20 protein-coding genes and 1 tRNA gene are annotated in these 18,080 nt (G+C 71.1%); 14 read left to right on the top strand and 7 right to left on the bottom strand.

The annotated features are described in order from the left end of the window. Positions 1-19 precede the first annotated feature (19 nt). The 3 genes from ACIA8L_RS35460 to ACIA8L_RS35450 are packed head-to-tail and all read left to right on the top strand — an operon-like array spanning position 20 to position 1,991. Positions 20-352: a nucleotide pyrophosphohydrolase gene (locus ACIA8L_RS35460; RefSeq protein WP_395911390.1), complete on the top strand. Its 333-nt coding sequence runs from the start codon at positions 20-22 to the stop codon at positions 350-352. Positions 353-387: 35 nt separating this feature from the next. Continuing rightward, positions 388-579, top strand: coding sequence for a hypothetical protein (locus tag ACIA8L_RS35455; RefSeq protein ID WP_395911387.1), 192 nt, complete (start codon positions 388-390; stop codon positions 577-579). An 8-nt stretch (positions 580-587) separates the two neighbouring features. Beyond that, a complete protein-coding gene (locus ACIA8L_RS35450) occupies positions 588-1,991 on the top strand; it encodes a beta-N-acetylhexosaminidase (protein WP_395911384.1) in 1,404 nt (467 codons plus the stop codon). Here the strand turns inward: ACIA8L_RS35450 and ACIA8L_RS35445 are convergent. After that, positions 1,988-3,025 (bottom strand): TRM11 family SAM-dependent methyltransferase, encoded by a 1,038-nt coding sequence (locus ACIA8L_RS35445; protein ID WP_395911382.1) that lies wholly within the window; start codon positions 3,023-3,025, stop codon positions 1,988-1,990. The genes ACIA8L_RS35450 and ACIA8L_RS35445 overlap by 4 nt on opposite strands. A gap of 76 nt (positions 3,026-3,101) precedes the next feature. On the opposite strand from ACIA8L_RS35445, the gene ACIA8L_RS35440 reads away from it, so the two are divergent. Next, positions 3,102-3,173 (top strand) — tRNA-Val (locus ACIA8L_RS35440). Between the two features lie 563 nt (positions 3,174-3,736). Here the strand turns inward: ACIA8L_RS35440 and ACIA8L_RS35435 are convergent. After that, positions 3,737-4,144, bottom strand: a complete 408-nt coding sequence (locus tag ACIA8L_RS35435) for a nuclear transport factor 2 family protein (RefSeq protein WP_395911379.1) — start codon at positions 4,142-4,144, stop codon at positions 3,737-3,739. Positions 4,145-4,271: 127 nt separating this feature from the next. On the opposite strand from ACIA8L_RS35435, the gene ACIA8L_RS35430 reads away from it, so the two are divergent. Continuing rightward, the gene (locus ACIA8L_RS35430) at positions 4,272-4,841 is read left to right on the top strand and encodes a TetR family transcriptional regulator (protein ID WP_395911376.1); all 570 of its coding nucleotides are present in this window, start codon (positions 4,272-4,274) and stop codon (positions 4,839-4,841) included. A 203-nt stretch (positions 4,842-5,044) separates the two neighbouring features. Here ACIA8L_RS35430 and ACIA8L_RS35425 read toward each other — a convergent pair whose 3' ends face one another. Then, a complete protein-coding gene (locus tag ACIA8L_RS35425; protein WP_395911374.1) occupies positions 5,045-5,371 on the bottom strand; it encodes a hypothetical protein in 327 nt (108 codons plus the stop codon). A gap of 29 nt (positions 5,372-5,400) precedes the next feature. Between ACIA8L_RS35425 and ACIA8L_RS35420 the strand changes: the two genes are divergently transcribed. The 7 genes from ACIA8L_RS35420 (at position 5,401) to ACIA8L_RS35390 (ending at position 11,714) form a co-directional block, all read left to right on the top strand. Next, positions 5,401-6,480 carry a damage-control phosphatase ARMT1 family protein gene (locus tag ACIA8L_RS35420; RefSeq protein WP_395911372.1) on the top strand — a complete coding sequence of 360 codons (1,080 nt, stop codon included), beginning with the start codon at positions 5,401-5,403 and terminating at the stop codon, positions 6,478-6,480. Between the two features lie 197 nt (positions 6,481-6,677). Then, positions 6,678-7,103: a hypothetical protein gene (locus tag ACIA8L_RS35415; protein ID WP_395911369.1), complete on the top strand. Its 426-nt coding sequence runs from the start codon at positions 6,678-6,680 to the stop codon at positions 7,101-7,103. Positions 7,104-7,113: 10 nt separating this feature from the next. Then, positions 7,114-7,650 carry a hypothetical protein gene (locus ACIA8L_RS35410; RefSeq protein WP_395911367.1) on the top strand — a complete coding sequence of 179 codons (537 nt, stop codon included), beginning with the start codon at positions 7,114-7,116 and terminating at the stop codon, positions 7,648-7,650. 67 nt (positions 7,651-7,717) lie between these two features. Beyond that, positions 7,718-8,461, top strand: coding sequence for a hypothetical protein (locus tag ACIA8L_RS35405; protein ID WP_395911365.1), 744 nt, complete (start codon positions 7,718-7,720; stop codon positions 8,459-8,461). 23 nt (positions 8,462-8,484) lie between these two features. Next, positions 8,485-9,360, top strand: a complete 876-nt coding sequence (locus tag ACIA8L_RS35400; RefSeq protein WP_395911362.1) for a hypothetical protein — start codon at positions 8,485-8,487, stop codon at positions 9,358-9,360. A gap of 123 nt (positions 9,361-9,483) precedes the next feature. Beyond that, positions 9,484-10,914: a flavin-containing monooxygenase gene (locus ACIA8L_RS35395; protein ID WP_395911360.1), complete on the top strand. Its 1,431-nt coding sequence runs from the start codon at positions 9,484-9,486 to the stop codon at positions 10,912-10,914. Next, a complete protein-coding gene (locus ACIA8L_RS35390) occupies positions 10,911-11,714 on the top strand; it encodes an alpha/beta fold hydrolase (RefSeq protein ID WP_395911357.1) in 804 nt (267 codons plus the stop codon). Before ACIA8L_RS35395 ends, ACIA8L_RS35390 begins: the two co-directional genes overlap by 4 nt. Here ACIA8L_RS35390 and ACIA8L_RS35385 read toward each other — a convergent pair. Genes ACIA8L_RS35385 through ACIA8L_RS35375 form a run of 3 tightly spaced genes read right to left on the bottom strand, consistent with a single transcriptional unit; the run spans position 11,665 to position 15,253 of the window. Beyond that, the gene (locus ACIA8L_RS35385; protein WP_395911354.1) at positions 11,665-12,741 is read right to left on the bottom strand and encodes a Zn-dependent alcohol dehydrogenase; all 1,077 of its coding nucleotides are present in this window, start codon (positions 12,739-12,741) and stop codon (positions 11,665-11,667) included. The two genes, ACIA8L_RS35390 and ACIA8L_RS35385, sit on opposite strands and share 50 nt — an antisense overlap. After that, a complete protein-coding gene (locus ACIA8L_RS35380) occupies positions 12,738-14,087 on the bottom strand; it encodes an aldehyde dehydrogenase family protein (protein ID WP_395911352.1) in 1,350 nt (449 codons plus the stop codon). Before ACIA8L_RS35380 ends, ACIA8L_RS35385 begins: the two co-directional genes overlap by 4 nt. 14 nt (positions 14,088-14,101) lie before the next feature. Then, entirely contained in the window at positions 14,102-15,253 is a 1,152-nt protein-coding gene (locus ACIA8L_RS35375) for an acyl-CoA dehydrogenase family protein (RefSeq protein WP_395911349.1), read from the bottom strand. Positions 15,254-15,297: 44 nt separating this feature from the next. On the opposite strand from ACIA8L_RS35375, the gene ACIA8L_RS35370 reads away from it, so the two are divergent. Continuing rightward, positions 15,298-15,978 (top strand): TetR/AcrR family transcriptional regulator, encoded by a 681-nt coding sequence (locus ACIA8L_RS35370; protein WP_395911346.1) that lies wholly within the window; start codon positions 15,298-15,300, stop codon positions 15,976-15,978. Here the strand turns inward: ACIA8L_RS35370 and ACIA8L_RS35365 are convergent. Next, positions 15,913-16,533, bottom strand: a complete 621-nt coding sequence (locus ACIA8L_RS35365) for a TetR/AcrR family transcriptional regulator (RefSeq protein WP_395911344.1) — start codon at positions 16,531-16,533, stop codon at positions 15,913-15,915. The two genes, ACIA8L_RS35370 and ACIA8L_RS35365, sit on opposite strands and share 66 nt — an antisense overlap. A gap of 77 nt (positions 16,534-16,610) precedes the next feature. Between ACIA8L_RS35365 and ACIA8L_RS35360 the strand changes: the two genes are divergently transcribed. After that, positions 16,611-18,074 carry an MFS transporter gene (locus ACIA8L_RS35360; protein ID WP_395911341.1) on the top strand — a complete coding sequence of 488 codons (1,464 nt, stop codon included), beginning with the start codon at positions 16,611-16,613 and terminating at the stop codon, positions 18,072-18,074. The last annotated feature ends 6 nt before the right edge of the window (positions 18,075-18,080 follow it).

The following is an 18,080-nucleotide window of genomic DNA, read 5'->3' as shown; positions in this document are numbered from 1 at the left end:
CCGCCCGTACCCTGCAACGATGGACCTGAATGCGCTGCAAGCCCGAGCCGTGGAAATGGCGGACCTGTACGACCGCCACAACACAGCCGCCGGCCGCACCCCGTGGACGACGTGCGACCTGGCCCTGGGCTTCGCCGGCGACGTAGGCGACCTGGCCAAACTGGTGATGGCAGCAGACGGCCGCCGCGAAATCCCCGACGCCCGCGAACACCTGGCCCACGAACTGGCCGACTGCCAATGGGCCGTCCTAGTCCTGGCGAACCGCTACGAGATAGACCTACCGACCGAGTTCACGAGGATGACCGACAACTTGGAGCGACACCTGACCCACTCAGCGCCGCAGCACCCCTGACCACCCAACAGACCCCGCCGGTTGACTTGAGACCGTTGCCCAAGGAGCGCGCCGATCAGGATGGCGACGATCCACTCAGAGCACCGGAGGCGTCCCGGCACCGCAAAGTGCTGAAACAGGCCGGGTTGATAAGCACGAGCCGGCGCGGTCGGTACCGCAGCCACGCGCTCGACATCCCGGCGACCGCGACGCTCGGGGCCGACCTGCTCGCCGCGTTCCTGCGATGATCGGGGGCATGCATGTCGTACCCGTGCCTGCTCACATCGTCCCCGTGCCCGGCGTCACCTGGGTGCTGCCGCCGGATGCGGTGATCCGGTCCGAGTCGGCGGACGTCGGCGCGTACCTGGCGGAGGCCCTGCGGCTGCCCCTCGCGGACGACCGGTCCGAGGCGGCGATCGCGCTGGTGCGCAGCGACGACGTCGACGGCGATGAAGGGTATGCGCTCGAGGTCGACGCCGACGTGATCGTCGTTCGGGCCCGTACGGATGCCGGGCTGTTCTACGGCGTGCAGACGTTGCTGCAGCTCCTGCCGCCGTCGGCGCCGTTCACGGTGGCGGGGGTGCGGATCGCCGATGCGCCGCGGTTCGCGTATCGGGGGGCGATGCTGGACGTGGCCCGGCATTTCTTCGGTGTCGAGGTCGTACTGCGATTCATTGACGAGCTTTCACGGTACAAGCTGAATGTCCTGCATTTGCATTTGACCGACGACCAGGGGTGGCGCATCGCCGTCGACAAGCGGCCGGAGCTGGCCCGGATCGGCGGGGCGACGCAGGTCGGCGGGGGCACCGGCGGGTTTTTCACGGCCGACGAATACTCGCGGATCGTGGCGTATGCGGCGGCGCGGCACGTGACGATCGTGCCCGAGATCGACATGCCGGGGCACACGAATGCGGCCCTCGTCTCGTATCCCGAGCTCAATGTGGACGGTGCCGCCCCGCCGGCTTACACGGGTGTCGACGTCGGATTCAGCACGTTCGCCGTGCATCGGGAAACGACCTACGAATTCATCGGCGACGTGGTCGAAGCGGTCGCGGCGCTGACGCCGGGGCCGTATCTGCACATCGGCGGGGACGAGGCGCAGAGTACGTCCACCGAGGACTATCTGACGTTCATGCGGCGGGTGCAGCCGATCGTCGCCGCGACCGGGAAAACGGTCGTCGGCTGGCATCAGATCGGGGCGGCGCCGCGCATTGCGGGGCGGATCGTGCAGTACTGGGGCCGTGGCCCGGAACTGGACGACGAAACCCGTGCGGCCCTGAGCCAGGGTGACCGGTTCGTGCTTTCCCCGGCCGACAAGGTGTACCTCGACATGAAGTACACCGCGGACACCCCGATCGGCCACGACTGGGCCGGCTACATCACCACCCGCACGTGCTACGACTGGGACCCGGGAACGCTGCTGCCGGCCGGTGCCGACGTCCTCGGCGTCGAGGCTCCACTGTGGACCGAATTCGTCACGACCACGGCCGACATCGATCTGCTGGTGTTTCCGCGGCTGGCCGCGGTGGCCGAAGTGGCGTGGTCACCGCCGGTGGCGCGGGACTGGGACGCGTTCCGGGGCCGGCTGGCCGCGCACGGTCCACGGTGGACAATGCGCGGCGTCGCATTCCACCCGGACCCGGAAATCCCCTGGGCTTAAGCCGGTTTCCGGGCCACCAGAACGTCACGGAGAATGGCCTGGTCGACGCGGTGCCGGAACGATTGGTACGGCTCCTCGTCGACCACCTCCAGCCCGGCCTCCGCCAGCAGACCGGCCGCGACGTCTCGTTTGGCCACGAACGTGTTCCACGCGATCCCCATCGCCCCGCCCGGCCGCAACAGCCGCGCCCAGACCGGCGCCGCCTCCGCCAGCAGATCCTCCGGGCTGCGCACGAGCCCTTTCCCGGCCGTGCGGCTGCCGTGCTGCACGCCATACGGCGCATCGGTGACGATGAGGTCGAACATCGCGTCCTTGAAGAACTCCCGCGACCGCAGCGTGTCCACATTCACCACATCGAGCGACTGCGTGGCCCCCGACTTGTAATCGTCGCGGTCCGCGGCCAGCTCGATTCGCAGCCGCTTCGCCACCACCTGCCGCTCCCGCCGCACCGGCCCGAACTCGGCCTTGTGCTTGACGCGCTTCCGCTTCAACCACGTCTGTATGAACGCCGCGTAAGCCTCGAAATCCTTCTGATCCCGATCCACGCCGGCCGCGTCGAACCCGTACATGAGCGCCTGATTGAGCGTCGTCCCCCGCCCGCACAGCGGATCGAGCACCCGGAACCGCCGCTCGAGCATTTCCCCGGCAAACGCGGAAGCGAGCAGCGTGACGTTCAACAGCAGCTTCGTGAACTGCTCATTGGTCTTTCCCTGGTACTTCTGGATCGTGATCAAATCATCGTCGAACCGGTCCAGCCGCGTCACCTCCGCAGGCCGGAGCAGTTCCCCGACGACCTCGAACAACGCGTAAACCGACGAAAGGTTCCCCAGCACCGCCGCGTCCCGAGCCGACACCTCGTCCGCTTCGAACGTCACATACGGCACCCCGCCGATGACCCGCGTCGCGATCTCCCGGAGCCGCCCCCCGAGCAGACCACGATCAAAGGCGACCAACTCCGCCCGGGTGAGCTCGACAGAAGCGTCGGCGTAGACACGATTCGCGGACGGCAGGATGAGCAGCGCATACAGGGCCATAGACCCACCACCCTACCGACACGGCCGGTACCGGCTCGCACTCCCCACCCCCGGTGCTGTAGAGTTCCCGGAGCAGGGGCGATTGGCGCAGCGGGAGCGCGCTTCGTTCACACCGAAGAGGTCACTGGTTCGATCCCAGTATCGCCCACGACCAAGGGCTCACCCTACTCAAAGGGCGAGCCCTTTTTCGTCTGTTGGTCGTGGATTCCTCGCGCAAGCGCAAGCGCTTGCTCCCCGGCGGTGGCTTCACCACCCGCGCCCCCTTCGCCTTGCTTCGCATCGGCGGTCGGCTCGCTTCGAATGGGCCGCGATCAGATGCGGCGCTTGGGTGCGAATGCTGTGCGGCAATTTGCCTGTGACAGGCGCTCCGTGATGGCCGGCCTTGGGGCTCAGGGTGTCTCGCCCGGCGGTGGCTGAACTCTGCGGGAATGGCGCGGACGCGCAGCTGCTGTTCCCGCTGCTGGACGTGTTCGCCCCGGTGCGAGGGCGGTGTGGCTGCGCGACACCCTCCAAGCGTGCAAGGTGCCCTGCTGTGCCGGCTTGGGCTGATTCGCGTCTCGCCGTTGCGGGTCTTTCAGTCATCGGGTTGGCGGCGGCGGCGCGGACGCGGATCAGGACCTTGCCCAGGGGCTGGGGTCTTGGGGTGAGCTCTTTCAGGCGCATGGCTTCCGGGCCGCTGTGTCGGTGGTGCTGGATGCGGTGCAACCGTCGTCAGGTCAGGTGGGCTCCGCCCAAGGGGGTGTGTTGGGGGGTTATGCGGCGGTGGGTGATGCGCCAGCCTTCGGGTTGGCGGTGCAGGGTGTCCTGGTGGGTGACGCTGGCCGGGGTGCCGTCGGCCATGATCATGAGGCCTTTGGACAGTACCGTTGCTTCGGTTTCGGTCTTTTCGGTTATGACGATGTTGGTTACGTGGTGGGCGATCGGGTTGCGGGGGCCCAGTTGGAGGGCGGCGGTGCGGATTGTGTCGATGCCTTCGAACTGGCCCAGGCCTACGGCGGTCATGTCGTAGACGGTCTGGTCGGTGAAGATCTCGTCCAGGCGGTCCAGGTGGCCGCCGTCGAAGATGTGGGCGTGCAGGGCCAGGATCTCGCTGATCGCCCAGCGGTCGTCCGCGTTCATGGTCAAGCCTCGATTCCTCGGTGATGTCTTGGCGTGACATCACGCTAGCACTGATGTCGCGGCGTGACATCGGCCCGGGAGTGATGTCGCGGTGTGACATTTGGCATCTTGCGGTTAGCCTGGCTGGATGCCGCGGTGGGAGCACGGGAGTCTGGAGCGGCTGCAGCGGGCCGCGTTCGAGCTGTTCGAGGAGCAGGGGTTTCCGGCGACCAGTGCGGTGCAGATCGCGGAGCGGGCCGGGGTCACCACGCGGACGTTCTTCCGATACTTCGGGGACAAGGAAGAGGTGCCGTTCGCCGACGCCGGGCGGCTGCGGGCGGCGCTGGTCGAGGCGGTCCGGCACGCGGGTGACATCGCGGAGCCGCTGCACGTCGTGACCCTGGCCCTCGCCGGGTTCGACTGGGGGAGCTTGGGGTCGCGGGAGTCGCAGCGGCGGCGGGACCTGATGATCGCGGCGAACCCGGAGCTGTTGGAGCGGGACCTGATCAAGCAGCAGCAGCTGGGCGACGGGTTCGGTGATGCGCTCCGGCGGCGGGGGGTGGACCCGGACGTGGCCGAGCTGGCGGCGCGGGTCGGCATCCAGGTGTTTCGTATCGCCTATCAGCGGTGGGTGCACGCCGAACGCGACTTGGACCTGCGCGCGCTGACCGCGGCCGAGCTGTCCCGGCTGGCCCGCATCGTGCCGGTCGGCACCTGATGCGCCGCGGCCCGTCCGAACATTCGGGCCGCGGCGCCTCGTGCGGTCGGTGCTGGTCGCCGGGCTTGTCAGGCGGCGACGTCGCGATCCGGGTGTGCGCCGTTTCTGGCGGGCATCGAAACGTATCTTGGGCTTCCGGGGGCGCATTCGCCAAAGCGGTGCGGCCGGCTTGAGGCAATCTTGAGGTTGCGGGCGCAGAACGCCTAGCGGCGCTGGATCGGCTGCTGGTGCTGCTGCTGCGGCGGGGCCTGGCGGCTCTGCCGGGCCTTGACGGCCAGGCGGCTCAGGTAGATCAGCGCGCCGCCGAGGACGCCGACGTCGTCCAGGTAGATCGGGTCGGGGAGCAGGTCGATGGGGAAGATCGTGTAGATGATCGCGCCCCAGAAGACCCAGCGGCCGCCGACGCCCATGGCCTGGAGGTACTTGCCGGTCTTCCAGACCCGCACGGCCAGGACGATCGCCACGACCAGCAGGGCGATCAGCAGCAAGCCGCCGATCACGAGAAGCGCGTAGAACAACTCCTCCGACATGGTTCGAGTTTACGGGCGATACTGCCCCCATGCGCGTCGAGCCACCCGTGATCGTGAGCAGTGACCCCGACTCGTTCCCGCATTCGGTGCTGCGGGATCGGCATCCGGCCATTGTGGAACGGGTGCTCGGGGCGCATCCGTACGCACCGGCAGTACAACTGCGGCTGGAAATGCTCTTGCAAGAAAAGGCCGTCGAACCGTTGCCCGCCGAAGCGCACGACGCGGCGGCCTGGGAGCAGTGGGGTGCGGGGTTCTGGGGGCGGTCGTGGTTCGACGTGCCGTTTCTCTTCGCCGAGAACTTCTTCTACCGGCGGCTGCTGGAGGCGGTCGGGTACTACGCGCCGGGCGCCTGGCAGGGGATCGATCCGTTCGGGCCGCAGAAGGCGGCCGACCTGCCGGCCGAAGCGGAGCTGCGGGAGATCCCGGAGTCGGAGCTGGTCCGGGCGGCGGTCCGGGGCAACCGGGCTGACCTCGGGTTTCAGCTGGTCGCGCGGCATCACGAGCACGCCGAGGAGCTGCTGGTCGACGACAGCGCGAAGCTGTGGGAGCTGGCGCAAGGCGGCACGGTGATCGTCGTCGCCGACAACGCGGGCCGGGAGCTACTGCCGGACCTGGTGCTCATCGACTTCCTGCTGCGGACCGGGCGGGCCGCGCGGGTCGAGCTGCACGTCAAGCCGGCGCCGTACTTCGTCTCGGATGCGCTGGCCGCCGATGTGCTGGCGGACCTGCGGCGATTCCCGCAGGAGAGCCCGATCGGCGGGCGGCTGAACGCGGCGCTGCGGCACGGCACGCTGGAGCTGTACACCGAGGACTTCTACTGCGCGCCGCTGACGTTCCACGACGCGCCGCCCGGGCTGGCGAGCCGGTTCGCGGCGGCGGAGCTGACCATCCTCAAGGGGGATCTCAACTACCGCCGCCTGGTCGGGGATCGGCTGTGGCCGGTGACCACGCCGTTCGAAGCGGTCAGCGGGTACTTCCCGGGGCCGGTCGCGGCGCTGCGGACGGTGAAGTCGGACGTGGTCGCCGGCCTGGCCGCGGGCGCCGAGCGAAACCTGCCCGCGTCATGGCGTACCAGCGGCGCTTTTGCTCTGGTGCAAGTGCGCGGCTGAAGCGGCGGTGGTGTAGGTCGGGCCGGCCCAGGACTTGCTCGAGTTCGTCATGCTCCGCACTCTGCCGTCAGGGACTTGGCGGCCACTTGCGGTCGGCTTGCGAACGCTCGCAAGCGTGGCGGCGGTCACCCTCGTGGGTGGCTTTTGTCCGGGTGTACCGGGGTATCGCGCCTGCTCCCGATGAGAGGAACGCGCGCATGCAACCTGAAGGCGACGAACTGGCGCCGCAGGTCGAGGAGGACGAGCCCGCGGCGGAGCGGCCCGCGCCGACGCCGGTGAGCCCACCGGCGCCCGCCGTGAGCCCGGCGCCGGTGAACGGGTCGGCGTATCGGCCCGTCGGCAACGCGGCCGGGTCCCTGGCCGCGCTGTGGAACGACGGCGACCGGCAGCGGATCAAGGCCCGCTGGCAGGAGCTGCAGCTGCGCTTCATCGACGACCCGCACCTGGTCGCCGGGGAGGCGGAGCGGCTCGTGCAGGACGCGGTGACCTCCCTCGCCGCCTCGCTCGACGCGCGCCGGGGCCAGCTGCACCAGCAGCGGGCCGCCCGCGGGCTGGACACCGAGAACCTGCGTGCCTCGCTGCGCGACTACCGCGAGTTCCTCGACCGCATCCTCGCACTGTGAGGGGTACCCAATGAACTCGACGACGATCACGATCGGCCTGGTTGTGGTGGCGCTGGCGGTGGGCGGCTGGATCCTGCTGCGCGGTGGCAAGGAGGACGAGGAGGAGCTGGAGACCGCGCCCCCGGCCCCGCCCACGCCGGCCGTCCCCACGCCGGCGGTCCCGACGCCCGCCGTGCCCACGCCGCCGCCCGCGGCCCCGCGCCCGCCGGCCACGGTGGCCCCGATGTCATCGGTGCCGTACTCGAGCGGGGCGTCGGTGCCGTACACGACCACGGCCCCGCAGCCGAGCATGACCAGCGACGCGCACGCCTACGAAGTGCGGACCCGGTGGCAGGAGCTGCAGCTGCGGTTCGTCGACGACCCGCAGACCGCGGCCGGGGAGGCGGAGCGGCTGGTCGACGACGCCCTGGCCGGGGTGACGGCCTCGCTCAACGCGCGCAAGGACCAGCTCAGCACCTGGCGGGCCTCGGGGCGGGACGACACCGAGCAGCTGCGGGCGGCGGTGCACGGGTACCGCGACTTCCTCAACCATCTCGTCGGCGCATGAAGCCGCAGATGAACTTCGTTTGAGTTGGGCGGCCGGGCGGGCATACCTCCATTGAAGGAGGACCGCCATGACAGCCACCCAAGTTTTGATCACGGTCATCGTGCTGCTCGTGATCGCCGCGCTCGGCTACGGCATCTGGTTCGTCACCCGGCGGCGGGCCCTGCAGACCCGGTTCGGCCCCGAGTACGACCGGGCCGTAGCCGAGGGGGACAGCCGCCTCGCCGCCGAACGGGAGCTCCGTGAGCGCGAACGCCGCCACGCGCAGCTCGAGATCAAGGAGCTCTCTGCGGAGTCGCAGGCCCGATACACCAGCCAGTGGGAGGAGATCCAGGCCCGGTTCCTGGACGACCCGAACGGCGCCGTGCGCGACGCCGACGCCCTCGTGTCCCAGGTGGCCGCCGAGCGCGGGTACCCCACCGGCGACTACGAGGAGCACGTCGCCCACCTGTCGGTGGAGCACGCCAACACCGTCGGCCACCTGCGCGAGGCCCACGAGATCTCCCAGCTCTCCGAGCGTGGCGAGGCCAGCACCGAGCAGCTGCGCCAGGCCGTCGTGCACTACCGCACGCTCTTCTCCGAGCTGCTCGGCACCGATGTCACCCCGTCGGCCAACGGCCGCCCGGCCGATCGCGAGGATCGCGCCGAGGCCGCCGCCGCGGCCGCCGAGGCCGACGCCGAGCACGTCACCGGCTTCGACGACCCGGCCGACCGCCACCGCGCGGAGCTGCACCGGGCCGACGACGACGCGGTGAGCGACGTTCCCCGCCAGCGCAATGGCGACGTTTCGCACGACACCACGAGCCGGTCGTAGGGCCGGGGGAAGGGAACTCTGCGATGACACAGCAGGAGCAGCACGAGACGTTCGTTCCCGTGATCGGTCAGCGCGACGGCCGGCACGACGACGATGACGCGCGGGCCGTCGGCACCGCCCACGCCCCCTACGACGAGGACCGCGACGAGCTGCGGGACGGGGACCGCGACGAGGACGGCGAGACCTACCCGGCCGCGACGTACGCCTCCGGCTCGGCCGACCCGGACGTCGCCGACCGCGACGACGTCGAGGTCGTGGATCGCGAGGAGGCCCTGGCCCGCGAGGGCGAGACCCTGCACACCGACTCCCAGGACTACGACTCCCAGGACGCCCGGGCCGTCGATCCGGACGAGGTGGACGCCGCCTACGACAACGCCGTCCGCGAGAACGAGGTCCGCGACGTCGAGGCCTCCGACGCCGATGCCTCGAACGTCGAGGCCTCCGACGTCGAAGCCGCTGACGCCGAAGAGGACGAGGTCGCGGCGACCGAGGCGCAGGAAGACCAGGAGTGGGCGGCCGAGCACGCCACGGCGGTCGAGGAAGAGCCCACCGCGGTCGAGGAAGAGCCCACCGCGGTTGAGCAAGAGCCCGCGGTGGTCGACTCCACGCCCGGCTCCGTCGATGTGGCGGCCGTCGGGGCGGTGTGGACCGACGGTGCCGTCGACGGGCTGCGCGAGCGGTGGCGGGAGCTGCAGCTGCGCTTCATCGACGACCCGCGCGCGGTCGCCGGCGAGGCGGACGCGCTGGTCGGCGAGGCCGTGGACACCATCACCAACGCCCTGCAGGCGCAGCGGGCCGAGCTGGCCAACTGGCAGAGCGAGCAGGGCGACGACACCGAGCGCCTGCGCGCGGCCGTCCGCGGATACCGCGACTACCTTGATCGTCTCCTCGGCATGTAGCCAACCAGGGGAGATCGCAAGAAGGAGGGGGCTCGCCCGTGCGGGGGCGGGCCCCTTTTGCTGTGCCCTACCCGGTGGTAACGTCCGGTGGTACCAAGCGGTACCAGTGGGGGCGGGTGGTCGGTGCACACGCGAATCGCGATCATCGGGGCCGGGTTCGGCGGGCTCGGCGCGGCTATCCGGCTCAAGCAGCGCGGCCACGAGGACTTCGTCGTCTTCGAGCGGGCCGGCGACCTCGGCGGGACCTGGCGCGAGAACAGCTATCCGGGCTGCGCCTGTGACGTGCCTTCCCAGGTGTACTCCTTCTCGTTCGCGCTCAACCCCGAGTGGACGAGCACATACTCGCCGCAGGCCGAGATCTGGGCCTACCTGCGCGCGTGCGCGGACCGGTTCGGGGTGCGTGCGGCGATCCGCTTCCGGACCGAGGTCCACCAGGCCGGCTGGGACGCGAGCGAGTCGCACTGGCGGATCTCCACGTCGCGGGGGGAGTGGACGGCCGACGTCCTCATCGCCGCCGGTGGCCCGCTCAACGAGCCGGTGATGCCGAAACTGCCCGGTCTGGAGACCTTCAGCGGTGAAGCCTTCCACTCCGCCCGCTGGAACCACGCCGCCGAGACGAAAGGCCGCCGGGTCGCGGTGATCGGGACCGGGGCGTCGGCGGTGCAGATCGTGCCCGCGATCCAGCCCGAGGCCGGCCACGTCACCCTGTTTCAGCGCACCCCGGCCTGGGTGATGCCCCGCGGTGAACGGCCACTGCGGCCGTGGGAGCGGTGGGTGTACCGCAACGTCCCCGGCGCCCAGCGGCTCGTGCGCACCCTCGTGTACTGGCAGATCGAGGCCACGGTGATCGCCTTCCTGCGCCCGGCCGTCATGCGGCTCGCGGAGCGGGCCGCCCGCGCGAACCTGCGCAAGCACGTCCGCGATCCGCACCTGCGGGCCAAGCTCACCCCGGACTACCGGATGGGCTGCAAGCGGGTCCTCAAGTCCGACGACTACTACCCGGCCCTGGCGCGGGGCAACGTCGACGTCGTCACCGAGCCGATCTCCGAGATCCGCCCGCACGGCGTCGTCACCCGCGACGGCACCGAGCACCCGGCCGACGTCATCGTCTTCGGCACCGGCTTCCGGGTCACCGACCTGCCGATCGCCGAGCGCATCCGCGGCCGTGACGGCCGCAGCCTGGCCGAGCACTGGCAGGGCAGCCCGCAGGCGTTGCGCGGCACCACCGTGACCGGCTTCCCCAACCTGTTCCTGCTGCTGGGCCCCAACACCGGCCTCGGACACACCTCGGTCGTGCTGATGATCGAGTCGCAGCTCAAATATGTGCTGGGCGCCCTGCGAGCCCTGCGGCACACCAGGACCCTCGAACCCCGCCCCGAGGCCCAGGCCCGCTTCGTCGCGGCCGTGGACGAGCGCATGGCCCGGACGGTGTGGGCGACCGGCTGCCGGAGCTGGTACATCGACGCCACCGGCCGTAACTCCACGCTGTGGCCGGGCTCCACCTGGGGGTACCGCCTGAAGGTCCGCCGTTTCGACCGGAGCAGCTACACATGACCGTCCACTATGTACGCCAGGGCCGCGGCGAGCCCCTGGTCCTCATCCACGGCATCGGCCACCACTGGCGGGCCTGGGAGCCGGTCATCGCCCCGCTCGCCGAGCACCACGACGTGATCGCGCTGGACCTGCCCGGCTTCGGCCGCACCCCCGCGCCCGCGAACAACCTGGGCATGCCGACCGCCGTCGCGACACTCAAGGACTTCTTCGCCGACCTGGGCCTGGACCGTCCGCACGTGGCCGGCAACAGCCTCGGCGGCGCCATCGCCCTGGAGCTGGCCGCGGCCGGCCTGGCCCGCTCGGTGACCGCCCTGTCCCCGGCCGGCTTCGCGACCCCGGCCCAGGTCCGGCGGGCCCTGCGGGTGCTGCGCAGCCTCCGCTTCGGCGCGTTCACCCCGGCGCCGGTGCTGCGCGTGTTCTACCGCACCGAGTTCGGCCGCCGCTTCTCCTTCGGCACCCTCGTCACCAACCCGGCGATCCTGACACCGGAGCGCGCCCTGGCCGACACCCTGGCCCTGCGTGGCGGCAAGGGGTTCGCGGCGGTGGCCCGGCACGGTTCGACCTACATGCTCACCGGCGAGCCGCCGGTCCCGGTCACCGTCGCCTGGGGTGACCAGGACCGGATTCTGCGGCCGGTGCAGGCTTCGCGAGCCCGGGAAGTGCTTCCATCGGCCCGCCATGTCGTCCTGAGGCGCTGTGGCCACGTGCCGATGAGCGATGACCCGGACGCGGTCGTCCGGGTCATCCTGGCTAGAACCGGATCAGCGTCCGTGCGCCCTGACCGGCCCGCATCCGGCTGAACGCGGCGCCGACACCCGCGAGGTCGAGCTCGTCGGAGACCAGCGCGGCCAGGTTGAGCCGGCCGGCCCGGTAGTGCTCCAGCAGGATCGGCACGTCGACCGCGGGGTCGGTGCTGCCGTACATGCAGCCGATGATGGTGCGGGCGAAGAACGCGACCTCGAGCGCGTTGAACGTGACCGGGTCCTGGGCCGAGCCGAGCCCGACGACGGTCGCGGTGCCGCCGCGGCGGGTCGCGGACCAGGCGGCCCGGATCGTCTCGCCGCGCCCGACGCACTCGATCGCGTGGTCGGCGCCCAGGCCGCCGGTCAGCGCCCGGATCTCCTTGCTCAGCCCGGCGTGCGGGGCCAGGTAGTGGGTCGCGCCGAGGGACAGGGCCAGCTCCTCCTTGTCCGGGGCCGGGTCGACCGCGATGACGGCCGACGCGCCGGCGAGCCGGGCACCCTGGATCGCGGCCAGGCCGACACCGCCGAGGCCGATGATCACCACTGACTGTCCCGCCTGGACCTTCGCCGCGTTCGTGACCGCGCCGACGCCGGTCAGCACCGCGCAGCCGAGCAGGGCCGCCTCCGCCAGGGGCAGGTCGTCGGGGACCGGGATGCAGGCGTGGGCGCCGATGACCGTCTCGGCCGCGAACGCGCCGGTGCCGAGGCCCGCGTAGACCGGCTCGCCGCCGACCGTCGCGAACGGCACGCCGCGGGCGTCGTCGGCGTGGACGCACAGGTACGGTTCGCCGTGTTCGCAGTACCAGCAGGCACGGCACGGCGGCGACCAGTTCAGCACCACGTGGTCGCCGACGCGCAGGTCCGTGACCCCGGCGCCGACCTCGGTGACGACACCGGCGCCCTCGTGGCCGAGGACGGCCGGGAACGGCTGGCGCAGCGTGCCGTTGGCCAGCGACAGGTCCGAGTGGCAGACGCCGGCCGCGGCCAGGCGCACCCGCACCTGGCCCGGCCCGGTCGGGTTGAGCTCGATCTCCTCGACGGCGATGGGCCCGTCGACCTCGCGCAGGACGGCGGCCAGGGTCACAGCTGGATCGCCTTCACTGCGGTGAACTCGTCGTAGCCGTGTGCGCCGAGCTCGCGGCCGTAGCCGGAGTCGCCGATGCCGCCGAACGGGGCGAGCGGGTTGAACGCGCCGCCGTTGATGTCGACCTGCCCGGTGCGCATCCGGCGGGCGACGGCCAGGGCCCGGTCCCGGTCGGCCGACCAGACGGCGCCGGCCAGGCCGTACTTGGTGGCGTTGGCGATGCGGACGGCGTCGGCCTCATCGCGGTACCGGATGATGGAGAGCACGGGCCCGAAGATCTCCTGCTGGGCGATGGCCGCATCGGGGTCGACACCGGCGAAGACCACCGGGGCCACGTAGTAGCCGACGGCCGGGACCTCGTCGTGGCTGAAGGCGACGGTCGCGCCGTCCTGTTTGCCGCGCTCGATGTAGCCGAGCACCCGGTCGCGCTGCGCCGCCGACGCGAGCGGGCCGAGGCGGGTGGCCGGGTCGGCGGGGTCGCCGACGGTGTACTTCGCCGCGGCCGCCGCCGCCAGCTCCACTGCCTCGTCGTGGCGGGACTCGGGGACCAGCATCCGGGTCCAGGCGGTGCACGTCTGGCCGGAGTTGAGGAAACAGTTGGCCACGCCGACCTTCACGGCCGCGGCCAGGTCGGCGTCGTCCAGGATGACGTTGGCCGACTTGCCGCCGAGCTCGAGCGCGACCCGGGTGACGTTGGCGGCGGCGAGCGCGGCGACTTTGCGGCCGGCGACGGTCGAGCCGGTGAACGAGACCAGGTCGATGCCGGGGTGCCCGGCCAGCGCGGCGCCGGTCGGGTCGCCGTAGCCGTGGACGACGTTGTAGACGCCGTCGGGGATGCCCGCGGCGCGGACGAGCTCGGCGAGGCGGTTGGCGGAGAGCGGGGCGATCTCGCTGGGTTTGTGCACGACGGTGTTGCCGGCCGCGAGCGCGGGCGCGACCTTGGCCACCGTCTGGTGCAACGGGTAGTTCCACGGCGTGATCGCGGCGACGACGCCCACCGGCTCGCGGTACACCTGCGAATTGCCGATTGTTTCTGGTACTTCCGGCCGGTGCAGGAGTTCGATCATCGACGCGAGCGTGGCGAGGGGCAGCCCGACCTGCACCTTGCGGGCGACCGGCAACGGCGCTCCCATCTCGGCGCTGATCAGCTCGGCGAGCTCGGGGGCGGCGGCGGTCAGGCCGTCGAGGAGCGCCTGCAGGCGGGCGGCGCGTTGGGCGCGGGGGAGTGCGGCCCAGGCGGGCTGGGCGGCGCGGGCGGCGGCGACGGCACCGGACACGGTGTCGGGCGAGCCGGCCGGGACCGAGCCGATGACCTGTTCGGTGGCGGGATTGATGACGTCGATCACGGCTGTGTGACCCCCTACGCGAACGCGCTCACGCCGGTGAGAGCGCGGCCGATGATGAGCTTCTGGATTTGGCTGGTGCCTTCGTACACGGTAGTGACCCGCGCGTCGCGCAGGTACTTGCCCACGGGGTACTCGTCGATGTACCCGTATCCGCCGAACACTTGCAGCGCCGAGTTCGCCGCGCGTACCGCCGCCTCGCTGGCGAACAGTTTCGCGGTCGACGACGCCGTGGCGAACGGCTGCCCCCGGTCGATCAGGTCGGCGACGCGCCAGGTGAGCAGCCGGGCCGCGTCCGCCTCGACGGAGATGTCGGCGATGAGCTGCTGCACGAGCTGAAACCCGGCGATCTTCTTGCCGAACTGCTCGCGCTGCGTGGCGTAGCCGGTGGCCGCGTCGAGGCACCCCTGGATGATCCCGACGCACCCGGCCGCGAGGGACATCCGCCCCTTCGCCAGCGCCGCCATCGCGATCGTGAAGCCCTGGCCCTCTTCGCCGAGCAGTGCGGTCTCCGGGACTTCGACGTCGTCGAAGCTGAGCATCGCCGTGGCCTGGCCGCGCAGGCCGAGCTTGCCGTGGACCTCCGTGACCTGCAGGCCTTCGGACGGCATCGGCACCAGGAAGGCGGAGATCCCCTTCGGCCCCGGTCCGCCGGTTCGCGCAAAGGTGAGGGCGACCTTGGCCCAGGTGCCGTTGGTGATGAACATCTTGGCGCCGTCGATGCGCCAGCCGGTCGGGGTTTTCGTGGCTTTTGTGGCGAGTGAACCGGCGTCGGAGCCGGTGTCGGGCTCCGTCAACGCGAAGCAGGCGAGGTCTTCGGCGGAGCACAGTCGAGGCAGAAAAGCGGATTTCTGGGCATCGGTACCGTATGTGAGGATGCTCTTCGCCACGAGTCCGAGCGACACCGACACGATGCCGCGCACCGACGAGTCGCCCCGCCCGAGCTCTTCCAGGAGCAGGCAGTAGGTCAGGTGATCGCCACCGCTGCCGCCGTACTCCTCCGGGATCGTGACCCCGAACATCCCGAGGCCGGCCATCTTCCCGACCACCTTGAGATCGACCTGCTCGGCCCGGTCCCAGGCGGCCGCGTGCGGTGCGATCTCCCGATCCGTGAACTCGGCGGCCACCTGCCGGAGGGCCAGCTGCTCGTCGCTGAGGCTCAGATCCATACCTGATTCCTTAACTAACGCTGTTAGTTTCTAGGATCGTACGCATGGTCCGTCCCCGAACGCCACTGCTGAACCGCGACCGCATCGTCGAGGTCGCCACCGCGATCGTGGACGCGGAGGGCCTGGACGCGCTGTCCACCCGCCGGCTGGCCCGCGAACTGGGGGTGCAGGCACCGTCGCTGTACAACCACTTCGGCACCAAGGAAGCGATCATCGACGCCGTCGGCGACGCGATCGTGGCCGGCGTGGACCTGTCGATGCTCGGCCGCGACCCCTGGCCGCAGGCGCTGCGCTCGTGGGCCCGCGCGTATCGGGCCGCGTTCCGGGCCCACCCCAACGTCGTGCCGTTCCTGGCCCGCGGCCCGGCCCGGCGGCCGGCGTCGCTGCGCCTGGCCGACGCGGTGTACGGCGCCCTGGTCGACGCCGGCTGGCCACCCGCGCAGGCCACGCGGATCGGTGCGGCCATGCGGTACTTCGTGGCGGGCTCGGCGCTGGGCTCCTTCGCGCTGGGCTTCGTCGACGACCCGTCGCTGTATGCCGCCGACTACCCCCACCTGCGCGACGCCCACCGCCTGGCCGGCCGGCACGCCTCGGTGGACGACGGCGCGTTCGAGCTCGGCCTGGACGCCCTGATGGACGGCCTGGAGCGGAAGTTCGCGCTACTGCCTTCCGGGGGCGGGCCCGTAGACCAGCCGCAGGATCGCGTCGGTGAGGGTGTCGAGTAGCTCGTCCTCGTCGTAGGCGCCCGGGTTGGCGTAGACGTCGGCGAACGTGATGCTGCGCAGGTGGACGGCCATCTTCGCGATCAGGTCGGGCGGCCCGCCGACCGTCAGCCCGGCCCGCGAGTCGCGCTCGATGCGCGTGCTGAACAGCGTGCAGCCCTCGTCGACCAGCCGGTCGCGGACGTGCTTGACCTCGGGCCCGGGGTCGGGCGTGATGAAGGCCTCGCGCAGCCACCGCCCGTCGACCTTCCACCGGGCCAGCCCCGCGGCCAGCCCGCGCCGCAGCGCTGCCCGGTCGAGCCCGTCGGCGGCGAGCCACTCGGCCATCTCCAGGTCGGCCTCGGCCAGCCGCTGGTCGACGAGCGCGGCCAGCAGCGCCTGCTTCGACTCGAAGTAGAAGTAGAACCCGGACCGCGCGATGCCGGCCGCCCCGGCGAGGTCGTCGATCGTGACCTGACTGATCGACTTCTCCCGGAACACGTCCCGCGCCGCCTCGATCAGGGCCTGCTCCCGCTGATCGCCTTTCGTGGGCGCACGGCGGCTTTTGATGGCTGGCACGCCGCCGACTTTACACGGCATCACTTATTTTCGACACAGTGTTGAAAACTCTCGGCAGCGCGTCTACGTTGGGTCGCGTGAGTTTCCGAACGCGTTTGGCCCTGCCCGTCGCCTGCTACGTGGTTCTGCTCGTCTCGGCGCTGCAGACCCTGGTCGTCCCCGTCGTCGCCGACATCCAGGCCGACCTGGGCGTCTCGACCAGCGACGCCAGCTGGGTCGTCACCGCCAACCTCCTGGCCGCCGCGGTGTTCACGCCGATGCTCGGCCGCCTCGGCGACCTCTACGGCCGCCGCCCCGTGATGCTCGGCGTCCTCGCCGTGGTCCTGCTCGGCTCCGTCCTCGGCGCCACCACGTCCAGCCTGCCGCTGCTGCTGGCCGGCCGGGTCGCCCAGGCCGCCAGCTTCGGCCTGTTCCCCCTGGCCATCGGCATGCTCCGGGAAGAGCTCCCACCGCAACGCCTGACCGGCGCGATGGCCGTGGTCAGCGGCATGCTCTCGGTCGGCGCCGGCTTCGGCCTGGTCGTCACCGGCCTGCTCATGCGCGACGGCGGCGACTACCACGAGCTGTTCTGGCTGGCCACCGCCATGACCGCGATCGGCCTGGCCGGCGCCTGGCTCCTCCCGCGCCGCGCGGGCGCCGCGACCGGCGGCCTGGACTGGACCGGGGCCGGCCTGCTCGGGCTGGGCCTGGTGCTGCTGATCCTCCCCCTGGAAGAGGGCAACGGCTGGGGCTGGGCCTCACCGCGAGTGCTCGGCTCACTGGCGTCGGCGGTGGTGGTACTGACGGTCTTCGTCCTGTTCGAACGCCGAGTGACCCACCCACTGGTCAGCACCCGGATGCTCAGCCACCGCCCGCTCGTGGTGGCCAACGCGGCCGGCCTGTTCCTGGGCTTCTCGATGTTCGCCGTCTTCCTGTCCGTCTCCGCCCTGGTACAGACCCCGTCGGCGGTGGCCGGCTACGGCTTCGGCGCCTCAGTCCTGGCGGCCAGCCTGATCTACCTCCTCCCCGGCACCGCCGGCGGCGTGATCACCGCCCCGCTCGGCGGCCGCCTGGTAGCCCGCTTCGGCGCGAAATCCACACTCGTGATCGCCGCCCTCCTGGCCGCCGCGGGCTTCACCCTCCTGGCCGTCCTGCACGCAGCCACCTGGGAAGTCATCGTCGGCGCCCTGATGGTCAACACCGCGGTCACGTTCGGCTACGCGGCGCTGCCCGCCCTGCTGATCGCCCACGTCGAACCCGCCGAAACGGGCATCGCCAACAGCGTCAACTCGATCGCCCGCTCGGTCGGCATGTCCCTGGGCACCGCGTTCGTCGTCACGATGGTCACCCGCAACCCGATCCCCGGCCCGCTCCCACTCCCACGCGAGTCCCAGTTCGTGACCATCTTCGTGATCGGCGCGCTCCTGGCCGCGGCCGCCGCCGCCGTGGTCGCCTGGGCACTACCCCGAGCCCGCCGCCCGGTCACCCTCACCCCGGCCGAGGTGGAGGCCGACGAGGTTTTGGGCGCGGCCGGCCTGGAGGACGTACCCGCTACCCGCTGAGCTTGA

The sequence above is a fragment of the Dactylosporangium sp. NPDC051541 genome (assembly GCF_044454505.1).
Classification (GTDB): Bacteria; Actinomycetota; Actinomycetes; order Mycobacteriales; family Micromonosporaceae; genus Dactylosporangium.
This window is presented reverse-complemented; position numbering and strand designations above follow the sequence as displayed.